This window comes from Leifsonia lichenia (genome assembly GCF_054780215.1).
The window spans coordinates 96,306-111,717 of the sequence record NZ_BAAGWT010000004.1 but is presented as its reverse complement, the minus strand read 5'-3'; the positions used below and the strand labels follow the sequence as shown (position 1 = coordinate 111,717).

Annotated in this window: 13 protein-coding genes; 5 read left to right on the top strand and 8 right to left on the bottom strand. The window is 69.0% G+C overall.

Annotation, left to right across the window (positions count from 1 at the left end; translation table 11 throughout):
* Nucleotides 1–204 precede the first annotated feature (204 nt).
* The 7 genes from ACYVGI_RS11025 to ACYVGI_RS10995 form a co-directional block, all read right to left on the bottom strand.
* Nucleotides 205–951: a GolD/DthD family dehydrogenase gene (locus ACYVGI_RS11025; RefSeq protein WP_460632666.1), complete on the bottom strand. Its 747-nt coding sequence runs from the start codon at nucleotides 949–951 to the stop codon at nucleotides 205–207.
* Complete coding sequence (locus ACYVGI_RS11020) at nucleotides 948–1,406, bottom strand: ribose-5-phosphate isomerase (RefSeq protein WP_460632665.1); 459 nt, start codon at nucleotides 1,404–1,406, stop codon at nucleotides 948–950. Before ACYVGI_RS11020 ends, ACYVGI_RS11025 begins: the two co-directional genes overlap by 4 nt.
* Complete coding sequence (locus tag ACYVGI_RS11015; RefSeq protein WP_460632664.1) at nucleotides 1,403–3,139, bottom strand: dihydroxyacetone kinase family protein; 1,737 nt, start codon at nucleotides 3,137–3,139, stop codon at nucleotides 1,403–1,405. The genes ACYVGI_RS11020 and ACYVGI_RS11015 overlap by 4 nt, the downstream gene beginning before the upstream one ends.
* Entirely contained in the window at nucleotides 3,136–4,443 is a 1,308-nt protein-coding gene (locus tag ACYVGI_RS11010) for an MFS transporter (protein WP_460632663.1), read from the bottom strand. Before ACYVGI_RS11010 ends, ACYVGI_RS11015 begins: the two co-directional genes overlap by 4 nt.
* A 47-nt stretch (nucleotides 4,444–4,490) precedes the next feature.
* A complete protein-coding gene (locus ACYVGI_RS11005) occupies nucleotides 4,491–5,585 on the bottom strand; it encodes a zinc-binding dehydrogenase (RefSeq protein WP_460632662.1) in 1,095 nt (364 codons plus the stop codon).
* Between the two features lie 137 nt (nucleotides 5,586–5,722).
* Nucleotides 5,723–7,153, bottom strand: a complete 1,431-nt coding sequence (locus ACYVGI_RS11000; RefSeq protein ID WP_460632661.1) for a mannitol dehydrogenase family protein — start codon at nucleotides 7,151–7,153, stop codon at nucleotides 5,723–5,725.
* 122 nt (nucleotides 7,154–7,275) lie between these two features.
* Nucleotides 7,276–8,553: a uracil-xanthine permease family protein gene (locus tag ACYVGI_RS10995; RefSeq protein WP_460632660.1), complete on the bottom strand. Its 1,278-nt coding sequence runs from the start codon at nucleotides 8,551–8,553 to the stop codon at nucleotides 7,276–7,278.
* A 98-nt stretch (nucleotides 8,554–8,651) separates the two neighbouring features.
* Between ACYVGI_RS10995 and ACYVGI_RS10990 the strand changes: the two genes are divergently transcribed.
* The 5 genes from ACYVGI_RS10990 (at nucleotide 8,652) to ACYVGI_RS10970 (ending at nucleotide 14,325) form a co-directional block, all read left to right on the top strand.
* The gene (locus ACYVGI_RS10990) at nucleotides 8,652–10,103 is read left to right on the top strand and encodes an NCS2 family permease (protein WP_460632659.1); all 1,452 of its coding nucleotides are present in this window, start codon (nucleotides 8,652–8,654) and stop codon (nucleotides 10,101–10,103) included.
* A gap of 114 nt (nucleotides 10,104–10,217) precedes the next feature.
* Entirely contained in the window at nucleotides 10,218–10,499 is a 282-nt protein-coding gene (locus ACYVGI_RS10985) for a hypothetical protein (RefSeq protein ID WP_460632658.1), read from the top strand.
* 92 nt (nucleotides 10,500–10,591) lie between these two features.
* Entirely contained in the window at nucleotides 10,592–11,284 is a 693-nt protein-coding gene (gene trmB, locus ACYVGI_RS10980; protein WP_460632657.1) for a tRNA (guanosine(46)-N7)-methyltransferase TrmB, read from the top strand.
* Between the two features lie 9 nt (nucleotides 11,285–11,293).
* Complete coding sequence (locus tag ACYVGI_RS10975; protein WP_460632656.1) at nucleotides 11,294–12,676, top strand: aldehyde dehydrogenase family protein; 1,383 nt, start codon at nucleotides 11,294–11,296, stop codon at nucleotides 12,674–12,676.
* Nucleotides 12,677–12,810: 134 nt separating this feature from the next.
* Entirely contained in the window at nucleotides 12,811–14,325 is a 1,515-nt protein-coding gene (locus tag ACYVGI_RS10970) for an aspartate ammonia-lyase (RefSeq protein WP_460632891.1), read from the top strand.
* A gap of 113 nt (nucleotides 14,326–14,438) precedes the next feature.
* Here ACYVGI_RS10970 and ACYVGI_RS10965 read toward each other — a convergent pair whose 3' ends face one another.
* The gene (locus ACYVGI_RS10965) at nucleotides 14,439–15,365 is read right to left on the bottom strand and encodes an alpha/beta fold hydrolase (protein WP_460632655.1); all 927 of its coding nucleotides are present in this window, start codon (nucleotides 15,363–15,365) and stop codon (nucleotides 14,439–14,441) included.
* Nucleotides 15,366–15,412: the final 47 nt, after the last annotated feature.

The following is a 15,412-nucleotide window of genomic DNA, read 5'->3' as shown; positions in this document are numbered from 1 at the left end:
TCAAGGCTTGGAAAGAACGCATGGAACTCCTCAAAGAAGGTCTAAGTGGGTTCCGGCCTGAGATTCATAGTGAGGGCAGGCGGGTGCGCGGACTCTGGTATTCCGGCGAATGCAGCGCGCATGTCTAAGTTCTCGACCGCTTCGCGCACGGATGCGCAAGCGAGAACGTCGGCGTGCGCCGACACGGTGGCAGGCGCAGAGGCGTCAAACCGAGGCGTAGCCGCCGTCGATGAGAATGTTCTCTCCTGTCACCATGCCGGCGTGCTCGGACGCGAGGTAGCCGATCAGGGCGGCGACCTCTTCCGGCTGCGCGAACCGGCGTGCGGGGATCTGCAGCCTGAGTGCGTCTCCCTTCTCACCGGCCCAGGCCTTCTTGCCGAGTGGGGTCTCGACGACCGTCGGGGACACCGCGTTGACCGTCACACCGTGTCTCGCCCACTCCAGGGACAGCACTCGGGTGAGCCCGAGGATGCCCGCCTTGCTCGCGCAGTACGCCGCGTGCTGGTCCAGGCCGACCACGCTCGCTTGCGACGCCAGGTTGACGATGCGGCCGTATCCCGCGTGGATCATCCCGGGTGCGACAGCCTGCGCCATGCGGAAGCTCGCAGTGAGGTTGACGGCGAGCGTCGCATCCCAGTCGCGCTCTGTCGTGTCGACCGCGGGGGAGAGAAGGACGATCCCCGCAGAGTTGATCAGGATGTCGATGCGGCCGAGCTGCTCGCCCACCGTGGCGGCGACGGACGCGGCCGCATCCGGCGCGAGCAGGTCGGCGACGATGGCGAGGTGTCCGCTGCCCGGAAGAGCGTTGACGGCGTCCTGCGTGGCCGCGCTGCGGTCGACAGCGGCGACCGTCGCGCCGCGCTCGGCGAAGTGGTGGGCGACGGAGAGGCCGATCCCGCTGGCTGCTCCCGTGACGACGACGACTCGGCCGTCGAAGGTCTGCTCGGTCATGACTCCAGCGCTCCGATCGCCGCCACCTTGGCCGCGGAGGGGCTCGCGGGGTCGAACCGGTACGTCAACCACTCGCGCACCAGTCGTTTCGCGAGCTCGATGCCGATGACGCGCTGCCCGAGGCACAGCACCTGCGCGTCGTTGGACAGCACGGAGCGCTCGACCGAGAACGAGTCGTGCGCCGTCACCGCCCGGATGCCGGCGACCTTGTTGGCGGCGATGGCGACGCCGAGACCCGTGCCGCAGATCAGCAGCGCCCGGTCGGCTGCGCCGGAAGCGACGAGCTCGGCGGCGGCGGAGGACACGGACGGGTACGCGGTCGTCTCTCCGGAGCCGACGCCGACATCTACCACGGAGGCGACGCCGGGGTGCTGTTCGAGTTCGGCGCGCAGAAGCTGCCGGTATTCGTATCCGGCGTCATCGCTGCCGATGACGATGCGCAGTGGTGCGGTCATTTGTGGTCCTTTCCAGAGTGCTGGTCGTCGAGCAGGCTGCTGACGGCGAGGAGGATCATGCCCATCGAGGTCGCCCCGGCGTCCGGGGTGCCCACGGACTTCTCCGCGAGCGGGCGCGCACGTCCGAGCCGTGGAGTGAGGTCGCGGGTGGCGGCGGCACGGGATGCGGCGAGCCTTGCCGCGGCCGCCCACGCGTCACCGAGAGGGCGACCGGTGCCGACGCTGGCGGCGAGGTCGTCGCGGAAGGGGAGGAGCGCATCCACGAGGGTCTTGTCTCCGATGGATGCACGCCCGAGGTCGACGATCGCTTCTGCGAATGCCTCGACAGCGCGCACCGCGTCTGCGGCCGTGTAGGCGTCTGCGTCGTCTCCGAGCGAACGGCCCGCCGCCTCGAGCGCCGCTCCCCAGAGCACCCCCGAGGTGCCTCCGGCGCGCGCCGCCCAGGCCTGCCCGGCCGCGCTCAGGAGATGGCCGGCACCCGCGTCGGCGGCCGAGGCGGCCGCTGCTGCAGCCGTGGCGGCGTCGATCCCCTTGACCATGCCTCGGCCGTGGTCGCCGTCGCCCGCGACCGCGTCGATCGCGCCCAGCTCCGCCTCCTTCTCGTGGAGGAGATCGGCGACGCGCTCGAAGCCGGTGAGGACAGCGGCGGCGAGCCCGCGCGCCGCCGGGGTGGCATCCGGGACGGCGGCGACGGCGGACGCTTCGACGTCCAGGCCAGCGGCTGAGGCGTCGAGAGCGGCGATCGGTGCGGCCAGCTTGCGATAGGCGGGAGCGTACGCGTCGGCGCGCCAGTATCGTTCGAGCTCGTCGTCCAGCCAGGTCAGTGTGAGGGAGCAGCCGCCCATGTCGAGGCTGGTGACGAGTTCTCCGACCTCCGCATCCACCGGCTCGAGTCCGTGCTCGGCCAGCAGCGGCGCGACGAGTCCCCAGAGCAGGAACAGCTCTTCGTACTTGGTGGTTCCGAGCCCGTTGAGGATGACGCCGACCCTGCCGCCGCCGGTGCGGGGCGCGTTGTCGAGCACTCCGCGCACGAGCAGCTCCGCGAGGTCGGGAGCTGACGGCATCGGCACGTCGCGGATGCCGGGCTCGCCGTGGATGCCGAGACCGAGGCCGAGCATCCCGTCCGGCACGGAGAACAGCGCGTCGTCCGCACCGGGCAGCCTGCAGCCCGAGAACGCGACTCCCAGCGTGCGGGTGGCGTCGTTGGCCGCCCGTCCGACGCGCTCGACCTGGTCGATGTCGAGTCCGTCCGCCGCGGCGGCGCCGAGGGCCTTGAAGACGGCGAAGTCTCCGGCGATGCCGCGGCGCTGTCGAGGGTCGCTCGCCGAGGCGACGTCGTCGGTGACGACGACGATGCGGGTGTCGATTCCCTCCCGGCGCAGCCTCTCGGCCGCGATGCCGAAGTTCATGACGTCGCCCGCGTAGTTGCCGAAGGTGAGGATCACGCCGCGTCCCCGGTCTGCGGCGCGTGCGACCGAGTAGATCTGCGACGCGGACGGCGAGGTGAAGATGTTGCCGACGACGGCACCGGATGCGAACCCGGGCCCGACGAGCCCGGCGAACGCCGGGTAGTGGCCGGAGCCGCCGCCGACGACCACGGCGACGATGGGTTCGCCGGACGGCAGAGCCACGACGCCGCCGTGCACGGCTCGCAGCCGATCGGCGTACAGCGCGACGAAGCCGGTCAACTGGTCGTCGGCGAACTCGGACGGATCGCTGAAGATGGTGGTCACAGGGCGCCCGCTTTCTCGAATGCCGGGGTGTATGCGAGGTCGTCGCGATGCTGATCGACCTTCAGGAAGCCGATCATCACGAAGGCGGCGGCGTACAGGGCGACGAAGGTCCACACCACGCCCACCGGTCCCCACAGCGGGAGCGCGAGCGCGACGACACCGGAGCCGAGGAAGGTCGCGCCGCCCGCTGCGGTCGTGTACATGGCCATGGCCGCGCCTTTGTGCTGGGGCACGAGGGCGGGCATGATCGCGCCCATCGGCACGAAGCCGGCCAGCATGATCCCGAACACCGTTCCCGCGATGGTCGCGACGATGAAGCCCCAGTCGCTGCCTGCCGGCACCCAGTGCGGCACGTACCACCAGAGCAGCAGGCCGATCGAGGACCCGACGATGCCGAACCAGCGCACGGTGCGCACCCAGCCCATCCGGTCGCCGATGGCTCCGAAGACGGCGTTGAACGCGATGTTCCCGGCGAAGATGACGACGGTCATCATCAGCCACCTGCTCTGACCCCAGCCGAGACTGTCGGCGATGATCGCGGGGAGGACGATGAACATCCCGAACTCGGGAGCCGTGTTGATGAGCCGGATGAGGAAGCCCATCAGGATGCGCGGGTTGCGTGCGGTGAGCACGATCCCGGCGCTGAGGACCTTCGCGGTCGAGTCGGCCGGGTTGGCGAGGCGGCGGGTGCCGTGCTCCTCCCGCACTCCGAACCTGGCGATGGCCCAGCCGATCAGCACGAGGCCGATCGAGGCGATCATGGTCCAGGTCTCACCGTGGTATCCGCCGCCGAAGGCCGGGATGACGAACACCGCGAACAGCGAGCCGAGCGTCGGCAGGCCGCCGGTGAACATGACGTAGAACCAGCCCACCGCGGTGCCGGCGCGCTTCTTCGGCGAGACCTGGTTGATCCAGACGAGGAAGGCGAACGCGAACAGCGGGAAGCCGAACCCGCGAAGTAAGTACGACACGAACATCAGCGGGACGCTCGCCATCGACAGGCTCACGAGGAACGCGATCTCGAACACCACCCAGGCCACGAATCCGAGCGTCATCACCCGGCGAGGACCCCACAGGTCGGCGAGCGCGCCGGAGAGATACGACGCGATCAGGACGGCGAGGCTGTACATGGCGATGATCTGGGCGACCAGGACGAGCTGGTTGCCTCCCAGCGCCTCCGTCATGTGCGGCGACAGGAAGTTGGACTCGACGCCGTTGCCCGTCATGAAGACGAGCACACCGAGGAATCCCCAGCGCAGTGGATGCGGGATGCCGATCCTGTCGAGGAAGGTCTCGTTGGTCATAGGGGTGACTCCGTTGTTCTGGTGGTGGTGCTGTCGTGCGTGCCTGCTCAGGGCAGGATCGAGACCTTGACGGATGCGCCGGCGGTGTCGCCGACCAGGTCGAGCGCCTGCTGGAAATCTGCGAGGGCGAACTGGTGGGTGCAGATCTCGTCCATCGGGAGCACACCGGATTCGAGGAGCTTGATGGCGGCGGGCCAGCAGTGCGGGCCGAGGTGGGCGCCGCGCACATCCAGTTCCTTGTCGTCGCTGATGATCGACCAGTCGACGGTGACCTCAGAGCCGAACACGGAGTATTCGACGTAGGTGCCGAGCTTGCGCAGGAGGTTGAGTCCCTGGCCGACGGCGGACGGGTGGCCGGTCGCCTCGATGTAGACGTCCGCACCGTAGCCGTCGGTGAGCTCCTTGATGCGCTCGACCGCGTTCTCGGTGGCGATGTTGATGGTGACGTCGGCGCCGCACTTCCTGGCGAGCTCGAGTTTGTCGTCGCTCAGGTCGAGGGCGACGACGGTCAGCGGGTTCTTCTGGCGGACGCCCGCGATGGCGCCGAGCCCGATCGGCCCTGCTCCCGCGATGACCACGACGTCGCCGAACTGCACGTCGGCGCGCTCGACGGCGTGCATGGCGCAGGACAGCGGCTCGGCGTACGCGGCGTGCTGTGGGGCGAGGTCTTTCGACACCCGGTGCACGAGGGCCTTGGCAGGGACGATGGCGTACTCCGCCATCGCGCCGTCGTAGTCCTTGAAGCCGAACATGGCGTGCGGTCCGCACATCCAGTACTGCCCGCGGACGCAGTAGCGGCAGTCCCCGCACGGCACGATCTGCTCGCAGGCGATGCGGTCGCCGATGCTGATCCTGTGCGCCCCGAGGGCGTCCGCGGAACCGGCGACGACCTCGCCGACGAACTCGTGCCCTGGGGTGATCCCGGACTGCGCCCAGGCGGGACGGTTCTCGTCGCCCCAGAACTTGGCTGCGCCGTGGTAGCACTTCAGGTCGGACGCGCACACGCCGACCGCCTCGACGCGGATGAGGAGCTCGTCGGGCTTCGGAGTCGGTGTCGGCAGCGACTCGAGGCGGTAGTCCTCAGGGCCGTGGACGACGACGGCGTTCATGGTGGTGGGGATGGGGGCGTGAGCGGATGTCATGAGGCTTCCTAGGGATGGGGCTGGGCGGGGGACTGGGGAAAACAAGAGGCCGGCCGCGGAGGCGGCGGCCGCGCAGGCGGCGGCCACGCAGGCCGAGGTCGCGCAGGCGGCCGCCGCGCAGGCGGCGGTTCCCGTCGTCAGGCGAACCGGGCGACAGTGGCGCGCGCGCCCACGGTGTGCAGCGAGGCGAGGGCGGCGAGGTAGTCGTCGACGAAGCCGGCGTCGTTCACCAGGTCGCCGAAGAGGCTGGGCTCTGTGAGGAAGGCTGTCGGCTCGTCGTGCTGCCTGGCAGCGTTCGCCATGACCAGCTCGCGCCTGTTGTCCACGACGTCGATCGGCGCGCCCGTCTCGTCCACACCCTCGGCATACCGTGCCCAGGACGCCACGATCGCCGCAGACAGCGGAGTTCGATGTCCCGACGCTCTGCGCTCGCGCACGACGGGCAGCAGCCATTTCGGGATGCGGTCGGAGGACTCGGCGCAGAGCCGCGCGATGGTGTCCTGCACCTCGGGGTTCGCGAATCGTTCGATGAGCGTGTGCTTGTACGCGTCGAGGTCGACTCCGGGCACGGGGTGCAGCGTCGGCGTCGCCTCCTCGTCCATGTAGCGGCGCAGGAAGCGGGCGATGTTCTCGTCCATCGCCGCGTCGTGCACAGAGGTGTAGCCGCTCAGAGGACCGAAATAGCAGAGGCCCTGGTGGCTGGCATTGAGCAGGCGCAGCTTCATCAGCTCGTACGGCTCGACGTCGGAGACCAGTTGCACGCCCGCCCTCTCCAGCGGAGGGCGGCCGGCGGGGAAGCCGTCTTCGAGCACCCACTGGAAGAACGGCTCCGTGACGACGGGCCAGCGGTCGACGATGCCGAAGCGCTGCTCGATGGCCGAGCGATCGGCGTCCGTGGTCGCCGGCGTGATGCGATCGACCATCGAGCTCGGGAAGGACACGCTGCGCGCGATCCACGCGGCGAGCTCGGGGTCGCGCAGACCGGCGAAGCCGGCGAACGCCGCGCGTGCCACCTCTCCGTTGCCCTGGATGTTGTCGCAGGACATCACCGTGAACGGCGCGATCCCACGTTCGCGCCGACGGCGGAGCGCCTCGACCACGAGACCGAACACGGTGGACGGCGCATCGCTGTCGAGGTCGGCCAGCACCGCCGGCGCCTCGCTGTCGAACGCCCCGGTTACCTGGTCGATGTTGTATCCGCCCTCGGTGATGGTGAGGGAGACGATCCTGATGCTGGGGGAGGCGAGCCGTTCGACCGCGGCCTCCGGATCGTCCGGCGCGTGCAGGAAGTCGACGATGGCGCCGATGGTGCGTGCATCCCAGACCCCGTCCGGATGCTTGACCACGAGCGTGTAGCGGTGGTCCTGCGCGGCGAGGGCGTCGCGCATCCTGGAGTCGGAGGGCAGGACGCCGATTCCGCAGATGCCCCAGTCGCGTGCGAGGCCCTGCCGGAGCAGGTCGTCGATGGCGGCGGCCTGGTGGGCCCGGTGGAAGCCGCCGACCCCGATGTGGGCGATCCCGCAGCTCACGCCCGATCGGTCGTACGGCTGCGCATCCTCGTCCGGCATCGCGATCCTTTCGTCGCGATCACACTAACGGCGAGAGGAATTAATGTGCAAGATCAGAAGTGCGATATTGCACGGAAATACTGAGATGAGTTCGGGGCGCCCCGTTGGCGCCGCTGACGGGCCTAGTCCGTGCCGCGCAGGCGGGCGACGGTGCGCATCAGGTGGTACACGACGATTGCGGCGATGGTGCCGAGCGCGATGCCGTTGAAGGTGAGCTGGCCGAGGTTCAGGGTGAAGTCCGCGATGCCGACGATGAGCGCTGTCGCCGCGGTGAACTGGTTGACCGGCTTCGAGAAGTCGACCTTGTTGTCGAGCCAGATCTTCACGCCGATGATGCCGATGAGGCCGTACAGCGCCGTGGTGACACCGCCGAGAACACCGGCGGGGATCGTGTTGATGACCGCGCCGATCTTGGGGGAGAGGCCGAGCAGCACGGCGACGAACCCCGCCACCCAGTACGCGGCCGTCGAGTAGACGCGGGTCGCGGCCATCACGCCGATGTTCTCGCCGTACGTCGTCGTGCCCGAGCCGCCGAAGAAGCCGGCGATGGTGGTCGCCAGGCCGTCGGCGAAGAGCGCACGGCCGGTGATCTTCTTCACCGACGGGTCGGTGAGCTGGGCGACGCCGCGGATGTGACCGACGTTCTCCGCCACCAGCACCAGCACCACGGGGAGGAATGCGGGCAGGATCCCGAAGGTCGCGCCAGGGTTCTCGAACGGGTTGGCAGGGAAGGCGAACGTGGGGAACCCCAGCCAGTCGGCCTTCGCGACGGCGGAGAAGTCGACCTCGCCCAGGATCACGGCGAAGACGTAGCCGACCACGACGCCGATGAAGATCGACAGGCGGCCGAGCAGCCCCTTGAACAGGACGGTGCAGAGCAGCACCGCGAGCAGCGTGACGATGGCCGTCCACGGCGCCTTCACGAAATTGTCGCGGGCGGCGGGCGCCAGGTTGAAGCCGATCAGCGCCACGATGGCGCCGGCGACCACCGGAGGCATCAGGGCGTCGATCCACCCGGTGCCGGTCAGGATCACGATCCCGCCCACGATGGCCAGCAGGATGCCGACGGCCACGATGCCGAACAGAGCCCCGCCCATCCCGTTGCTCGCGGTGGCGGCGGTGATCGGCGCGATGAACGCGAACGACGAGCCGAGATAACTGGGCAGCCTGTTGCCGGTGATCAGCAGGAACAGGATGGTTCCGATGCCGGAGAACAGCAGGGTGGTGCTCGGCGGGAAGTGGGTGAGGACCGGCACGAGGAACGTCGCGCCGAACATCGCGACGACGTGCTGCGCGCCGAGTCCGATGGTGCGCGGCCAGGTGAGCCGCTCTCCTGGCAGGACGACCGCGGAGGCCGAGACGTTCTTTCCGTCGCCGTGGAGTTTCCAGGGGAGTGGCATGGCGCATCCTTCGCGTCGTATCGGGCGTTGCGGGCGTCTAGGCTTGTTTCCGCGCATTCGCGCAGGAAAGCCCTCGCCAGATACTACGGGAGACGAACTTGTCCGCATCGCCAACGAACACGCAGGCGCCGACGTTCCGCAACCGGCTCGACCGGTTCTTCGAGATCAGCGCCAGAGGGTCGAACTGGACCACCGAGCTGCGCGGCGGCGTCCTGACCTTCGTGACCATGGCGTACATCGTCATCCTCAACCCGCTGATCCTCGGCGGAACGCCGGACGTCGCGGGCAACTCGCTGCAGGGCACGCAGCTCGCGGCCGTGACCGCGCTGAGCGCCGGCGTGATGACCGTGCTGTTCGGTCTCGTCGCCCGCCTGCCGTTCGCGTTCGCCGCCGGACTCGGGATCAACTCGTTCCTCGCGGTCAACGTGGTGAAGATCCTCACCTGGCAGGAGGCGATGGGCCTCGTCGTGATCAACGGCGTCATCATCGTGATCCTCGCGGCGACGGGGCTCCGCCGCCTGATCTTCAACGCCGTGCCTGCGCAGCTCAAGACGGCGATCACGGTCGGCATCGGCCTGTTCATCGCGTTCATCGGCTTCGTCGACAGCGGGTTCGTGCGCAGCACCAACATGTCGTCGCCGCCCGTCCAGCTCGGCGAGGCCGGATCGATCGCCACCGTCCCCACGGTCGTCTTCCTCATCGCACTCGTCATCATGGCCGTGCTGATGGCGCGCAAGGTCAAGGGCGCGCTGCTGATCGGCATCGTCGCAGCGACCATCGTCGCGATCATCGCCGAGGCGATCTTCCACGTCGGCCCGTCGCTCGGCAAGAACACGGCAGGCTGGAACCTCACCGTCCCGCAGCTTCCAACCTCGCTCGTCGCGCTGCCCGACCTCAGCCTCGTCGGCCAGTTCGACGTTGTCGGCTCGTTCGGACGGATCGGCGCGCTCGCGGCGATCATGCTCATCTTCACCCTCGTGTTCACCAACTTCTTCGACGCGATGGGCTCGATGACCGGCCTCGCCCGCAGCGCAGGTCTCGCCAAGGAGGACGGCACGTTCCCGCGCCTGCAGCCTGCGCTCATCGTGGAGGGTGTCGGAGCCATCGTGGGCGGCGGCACGTCCGCGTCGTCGAACACGGTGTTCGTCGAGTCGGCCTCCGGCATCGGCGAGGGAGCGAAGACCGGGTTCGCCAGCGTCATCACCGGTGCGCTGTTCCTGCTCGCGATGTTCTTCACCCCGCTGACCCAGGTGGTGCCGCTCGAGGTCGCGGCCGCCGCGCTCGTGATCGTCGGTGCGCTGATGGTGGTGCAGATCCGTCACATCGATTTCTCGGAGTTCTCCAGCGTGCTGCCGGTGTTCCTCACGATCATCGTGATGCCGCTGACGTACTCGATCGCGAACGGCATCGGCGTCGGCTTCATCAGTTGGGTGCTCATCCGCTCACTGGCCGGAAAGGCGCGCGAGATCAGCCCGCTGCTCTGGATCGTGGCGGCCGGGTTCCTGGTGTACTTCGCCCGCGGTCCGATCGAGGCGATCCTGCCGCACTAGCCGCGGACGGAGTCAGGGTGACCCCTGAGCGGAATCGGGGGATAACCGGATGGTGCGGCCGCGCATCCACCGGTTGACTGGAAGCACATCGTCAACCGAGGAGAACCAGCAATCATGACCACCAACGTCGCCTACCAGGCCCCCGCCAGGACGCTCAGCATCACGAGCTTCGTGCTCGGGCTCTCGTCGATCGTGTTCGGCTGGACGTTCGTCGCGCCGCTCGCCGGCCTCGTGGTCGGCATCCTGGCGCTCGGCCGAGAGCCGCAGGGCAAGACGATCGCCGTCTGGGGCATCGTCCTCAACGCGATCATGCTCGCCGGGGCCGTCTTCGTCGCCATGCTCGCCGTCGTCGGCGCAGGAATCGGTCTCGCCTTCCTCCCGTTCGCCTGGCTCTAGCCGCCCCAGCAATCGAGCCCAGGGTTTCTCACCGTATTCGTCCGTTTTAAGGTGAGAAACCCTGGGCTCGATCGTTTGGGAGAATGGGGGACGTGGAAGAGCAGAAGCAGGTCGGCCGGCAGCGCAGTTTCGTGACCAGGGGACGGAAGACCGAGGCGCAGACCAGGGCGATCGACGAGCTCTGGCCGGTCTACGGCGTCGACTTCGACGGTGCGCCCATCGACCTGGATGCGGCGTTCGGCCGCACAGCGCTGCGCGCGGTGGAGATCGGCTTCGGCAACGGGGAGAACCTGCTCACGCTGGCCGAGCGGCACCCGGACACCGACTTCCTCGGCGTCGAGGTGCACGGCGCCGGTGTCGGCCGCGTGCTCGGCGAGCTGCGCAGCCGCGGTCTCGAGAACATCCGGCTGGTGCGGCACGACGCAGTCGAGGTGTTCGAGCACGGCCTCGCCGAGCACAGCGTCGACGAAGTGATGATCTACTTCCCCGACCCGTGGCCCAAGGCCCGCCACCACGGCCGCCGCATCGTGCAGCCGGACGTGGCGAAGCTCATCGTGCGCGCCCTCGCACCCACCGGCGTGCTCCGGCTCGCCACCGACTGGGAGCCGTACGCCGAGCACATGGTCGCGGTGCTGGATGCGGAACCCGGCCTGGTCAACGTCGCAGGGGATGCGCGCTTCGTGCCCCGCCCCGACGACCGCCCCGTCACCAAGTTCGAACGCAGGGGCGAGGGCCTCGGACACGCGATCTTCGACCTGGAGTACCGCCCGGCCGCGCATCCGTAGGATGGCCGCATGACACCTGCGCAGACCGCCGGCGACCTCCGCGTCGCCTTCGACCGTGGCATCACCAAACCGCTGTCCTGGCGACTCGCCCAGTTGAAGGCCATGCGCAGGATGCTCACCGAGCGGTCTGCGGAGTTCGAGGACGCCCTGCTGGCAGACCTCGGCAAGAATCCGACAGAGTCGCAGATCGCCGAACTGGGCTTCGTGGTCGGCGAGATCGACCACATGGTCCGGCACCTGCGCCGCTGGCTGCGGCCGAAGCGCGTGAGCGTGCCGGGCGCGCTGCTGCCTGCCAGCGCATCCATCGTCCGTGAGCCGGTCGGGCTTGTGCTCGTCATCGCACCGTGGAACTATCCGGTGCAGTTGCTCCTCGCGCCGGCGGTCGGAGCGATCGCCGCCGGAAACGCCGTGGTGCTGAAGCCGAGCGAGCTGGCGCCGGCGACGTCGGCGACGATGGCCAGGCTGATCCCGGAGTACCTCGACCGGCGTGCCGTCGCGGTCGTGGAGGGCGGCGTTCCGGAGACGACCGAGCTGCTCGCCCAGCGCTGGGACCACATCTTCTACACCGGCAACGGCCGCGTCGGCCGCATCGTCGCGGCGGCCGCGGTCGAGAACCTGACCCCGGTCACGCTGGAACTCGGTGGAAAGTCGCCTGTCTACGTGGACGACACGGTCGACGTGGCCGCTGCTGCGGCGCGCATCGCGTGGGGCAAGTTCATGAACGCGGGCCAGACCTGCGTCGCGCCGGACTACGTGCTGGCGACGCCCGCCGTCGCCGGCAGGCTCGCGACGGCGCTGGCCGCCGCCGTGACCGCGCTCTACGGCGACGACCCGGCGACCAGCCCCGACTACGGACGCATCGTCGACGACCGCCAGTTCCAGCGGCTCGCCGCCCTGCTGGATGCTGGCACGACCGTCACAGGCGGAACGCACGACGCCGCATCCCGCTACCTGGCGCCCACCGTCATCGCCGATGTGCCCCGGGATGCGCCGGTGATGCGCGAGGAGGTCTTCGGCCCGATCCTGCCGATCGTCCCGGTCGACGGGCCGGACGACGCCATCCGGTACATCGCATCCGGTGACAAGCCGCTCGCGCTCTACGTGTTCAGCGAGAACGCGAAGGTGCGCCGCAGGTTCCTCACGGAGACGAGCTCGGGCGCGGTGGGGTTCGGCGTGCCGGCGGCGCATCTGGCGGTGGCGGGGTTGCCGTTCGGCGGGGTCGGGGAGAGCGGGATGGGCGCCTACCACGGCGAGCGGTCGCTGCAGACGTTCAGCCACGAGAAGGCCGTGCTGACCAAGTCGCTGAAGCCGGACACCCTGCGGCTGATCTACCCGCCGTTCACCGAGGCGAAGGACAAATTCGCCCGCGGGCTGCTCCGCAAGCTCGGCTGAACCGTTTCGCCCGCAACCTCCGTGGATGCACGCGGTAGGCTCGTATGGTCGGTGGCCACGAACAACCGACATGAACAATGCCACCCGCACAACGACAGGCAACGGAGCCAACCGTGAATTCCCCCACAGCAATGATGGACGAGCCGAAAACCCACCCGATTCCCGTGATCGACGCTTCACAGAACGTCTCAGACGTCCCGACCCCGACAGCGGACGGCGGCCCCGTCCGCACCGAATCGGACTCGCTCGGCACCAGAGAGATCCCGGCGGACGCGTACTGGGGCGTCCACACCTCGCGGGCGCTGGAGAACTTCCAGATCGCCAAGCGACCCATCTCCGTCTACCCCGATCTCATCGTCGCCCTCGCCAGCGTGAAGCAGGCCGCAGCGCGCGCGAATCTGGAGATCGGCGTGCTGGACAAGCACAAGGCCGCACTGATCGACCAGGCCTGCCAGCTCATCATCGACGGCCAGTACCACGACCAGTTCGTGGTCGGCGTGATGCAGGGCGGCGCCGGTACGTCGACGAACATGAACGCCAACGAGGTCATCGCGAACGTCGCCCTCGAACTCGACGGCCACGCCAAGGGCGAGTACCAGTTCATCAGCCCGATCGACGACGTCAACCGCAGCCAGAGCACGAACGACACGTACCCGACGGCCATCAAGATCGCCCTCACGTTCGCGCTCGGCCATCTGCTCGACGAGCTCGCCAAGCTCCGCGACTCGTTCGCCGACAAGGGCAAGGAGTTCCGGCACGTCCTCAAGGTCGGCCGCACGCAGTTGCAGGATGCGGTGCCGATGACGCTCGGGCAGGAGTTCCACGGCTTCGCGACGACGCTCACCGAGGACCACGCCCGTCTCACCGAGACCAAGTGGCTGCTCGCCGAGATCAACCTCGGCGCGACCGCGATCGGCACCGGCATCACCGCAGACCCCGGCTACGCCGCCGCGGCCGTCCGCCACCTCAACGTGATCACCGGGCTCAACCTGGAGACCGCCCCCGACCTCATCGAGTCGACTTCGGACGCTGGCGCGTTCATGTCGTTCTCCGGCTCGCTCAAGCGCAGCGCCATCAAGCTGTCGAAGATCTGCAACGACCTGCGCCTGCTCTCCAGCGGCCCGCAGGCCGGTCTCGGCGAGATCAACCTGCCTCCGCGCCAGGCCGGTTCCAGCATCATGCCTGGCAAGGTCAACCCGGTCATCCCCGAGGTCGTGAACCAGGTCGCGTTCTCCGTCGCGGGAGCCGACGTCACGGTGACGATGGCGGCGGAGGGCGGCCAGCTCCAGCTCAACGCGTTCGAGCCCGTCATCGCCCACTCGCTGCTGCAGTCGATCACGTGGATGACGCAGGCCTTCCACACCCTCCGCGTCAACTGCGTCGACGGCATCACCGCCAACGAGGAGCGGCTGGGCGCGATGGTCGGCTCGTCGGTCGGTGTCATCACGGCGCTCATGCCGCACATCGGCTACGCGGCGGCCGCGGCGCTCGCCAAGACGGCGCTGCTGACCGGCGGCAACGTCGCAGACCTCGTGGTCGAGGCGAAGCTGATGAGCCGCGACGATGTGACCAGGCTGCTCTCGCCCGCCCGGTTGAGCGGGCTCGAGGCGATCACCACGGCCATCCCGATCATCGAGACCGAAGCGTAACGCAGGACGAACGCGGCGACGCGCCGCCGGAGACTCCGTTACGACGGAGGAACCGGCGGGGGTCGCCGCGTTCTCCTGTCGTGCGCGAGTGTGCGCGGGAGGGCGCGGGCCGGTCAGTCGCGGCGGGCGTCCTCTGCGCGCTCTGCGCGGTGGAAGAGGGCGACCATGTCGCGGGCGAGCTGGTGCGGGGCGGTCTCGCACGGGCTGTGGCCGGTGCTGTAGACGGCGAGCGTCGCGCCGAGCGCCTGCGCGTTGGCGGCGTGCAGGTGCGTCGGCCAGAGGTCGTGGTTGCCGGTGGCCACCAGCAGCGGGATGCGCAGAGCGGCGACCCTGCCCCGCACATCCGGAACCCGTTTCATCAGCCCGACGATGTCGTCCACGCTTGAGCGCCTGGTGAGCGCGAACCGGGAGCGCACGAACGCGAGCCTCGACGGAGGCACCTTGTTCTTGTTGGTGACGATTCCCCAGATCATCAGCCCTGCGCCCTGCCGTCCGTTCAGGAGCCAGCTCAGCCAGCCGATCACGCGCACCCCGCGGAACGCCTGCCCGGGCTCCGGCGGCGTGGTCAGCAGCGTGAGGCTGCGGAACAGGTGTGGATGCTCGACCAGCGCGAGCTGCGCGAGCACCCCGGCGAACGAGTAGCCGAGCACATGCGCCGGGGGACCGGACTGCAGGAACGCCACGATGTCGGTGACGAGCAGCTCGTAGGTGTAGCGACCTCCCGGCACGGGTCCGGCGTCAGCGGACTCGTACTGACCGGCGAGGTCGAAGCTCTCGACGTGGTATCCGGCCGCGACGAGGATCGGCGCGAGCAGGTAGAAGTCCTCCTTCGACCCCGTCACGCCGGGGATGAGCACGACGCGCGGGTCGGCGGGGTCGCCGAGCGAGACGACGGCGAGCTCTCCGCTGGGAGCCGCGAACCGCGAGAAGACGGCGCCGACCGGCGCGACGGACCAGTCGATGTCGGGAATCCCGGCATCGAGTCGCGCAGCGTCGTCGTCACCTCCGGCGACCCCTGGCCGCCGCTCACCGATGGACACCCTTCCACGCTAGCCGACGCGCCGGACGTTTCGCGCCAGCCGCGCGT

What these genes read in the sequence shown, in the direction of transcription:
- ACYVGI_RS11000 (WP_460632661.1), bottom strand. Translation starts at nt 7,153, where the DNA reads ATGCCGGACGAGGATGCGCAGCCGTACGACCGATCGGGCGTGAGCTGC.
- ACYVGI_RS11010 (WP_460632663.1), bottom strand. Translation starts at nt 4,443, where the DNA reads ATGACCAACGAGACCTTCCTCGACAGGATCGGCATCCCGCATCCACTG.
- ACYVGI_RS10995 (WP_460632660.1), bottom strand. Translation starts at nt 8,553, where the DNA reads ATGCCACTCCCCTGGAAACTCCACGGCGACGGAAAGAACGTCTCGGCC.
- ACYVGI_RS11025 (WP_460632666.1), bottom strand. Translation starts at nt 951, where the DNA reads ATGACCGAGCAGACCTTCGACGGCCGAGTCGTCGTCGTCACGGGAGCA.
- ACYVGI_RS10985 (WP_460632658.1), top strand. Translation starts at nt 10,218, where the DNA reads ATGACCACCAACGTCGCCTACCAGGCCCCCGCCAGGACGCTCAGCATC.
- ACYVGI_RS10975 (WP_460632656.1), top strand. Translation starts at nt 11,294, where the DNA reads ATGACACCTGCGCAGACCGCCGGCGACCTCCGCGTCGCCTTCGACCGT.
- ACYVGI_RS11020 (WP_460632665.1), bottom strand. Translation starts at nt 1,406, where the DNA reads ATGACCGCACCACTGCGCATCGTCATCGGCAGCGATGACGCCGGATAC.
- ACYVGI_RS11005 (WP_460632662.1), bottom strand. Translation starts at nt 5,585, where the DNA reads ATGACATCCGCTCACGCCCCCATCCCCACCACCATGAACGCCGTCGTC.
- ACYVGI_RS10970 (WP_460632891.1), top strand. Translation starts at nt 12,811, where the DNA reads ATGGACGAGCCGAAAACCCACCCGATTCCCGTGATCGACGCTTCACAG.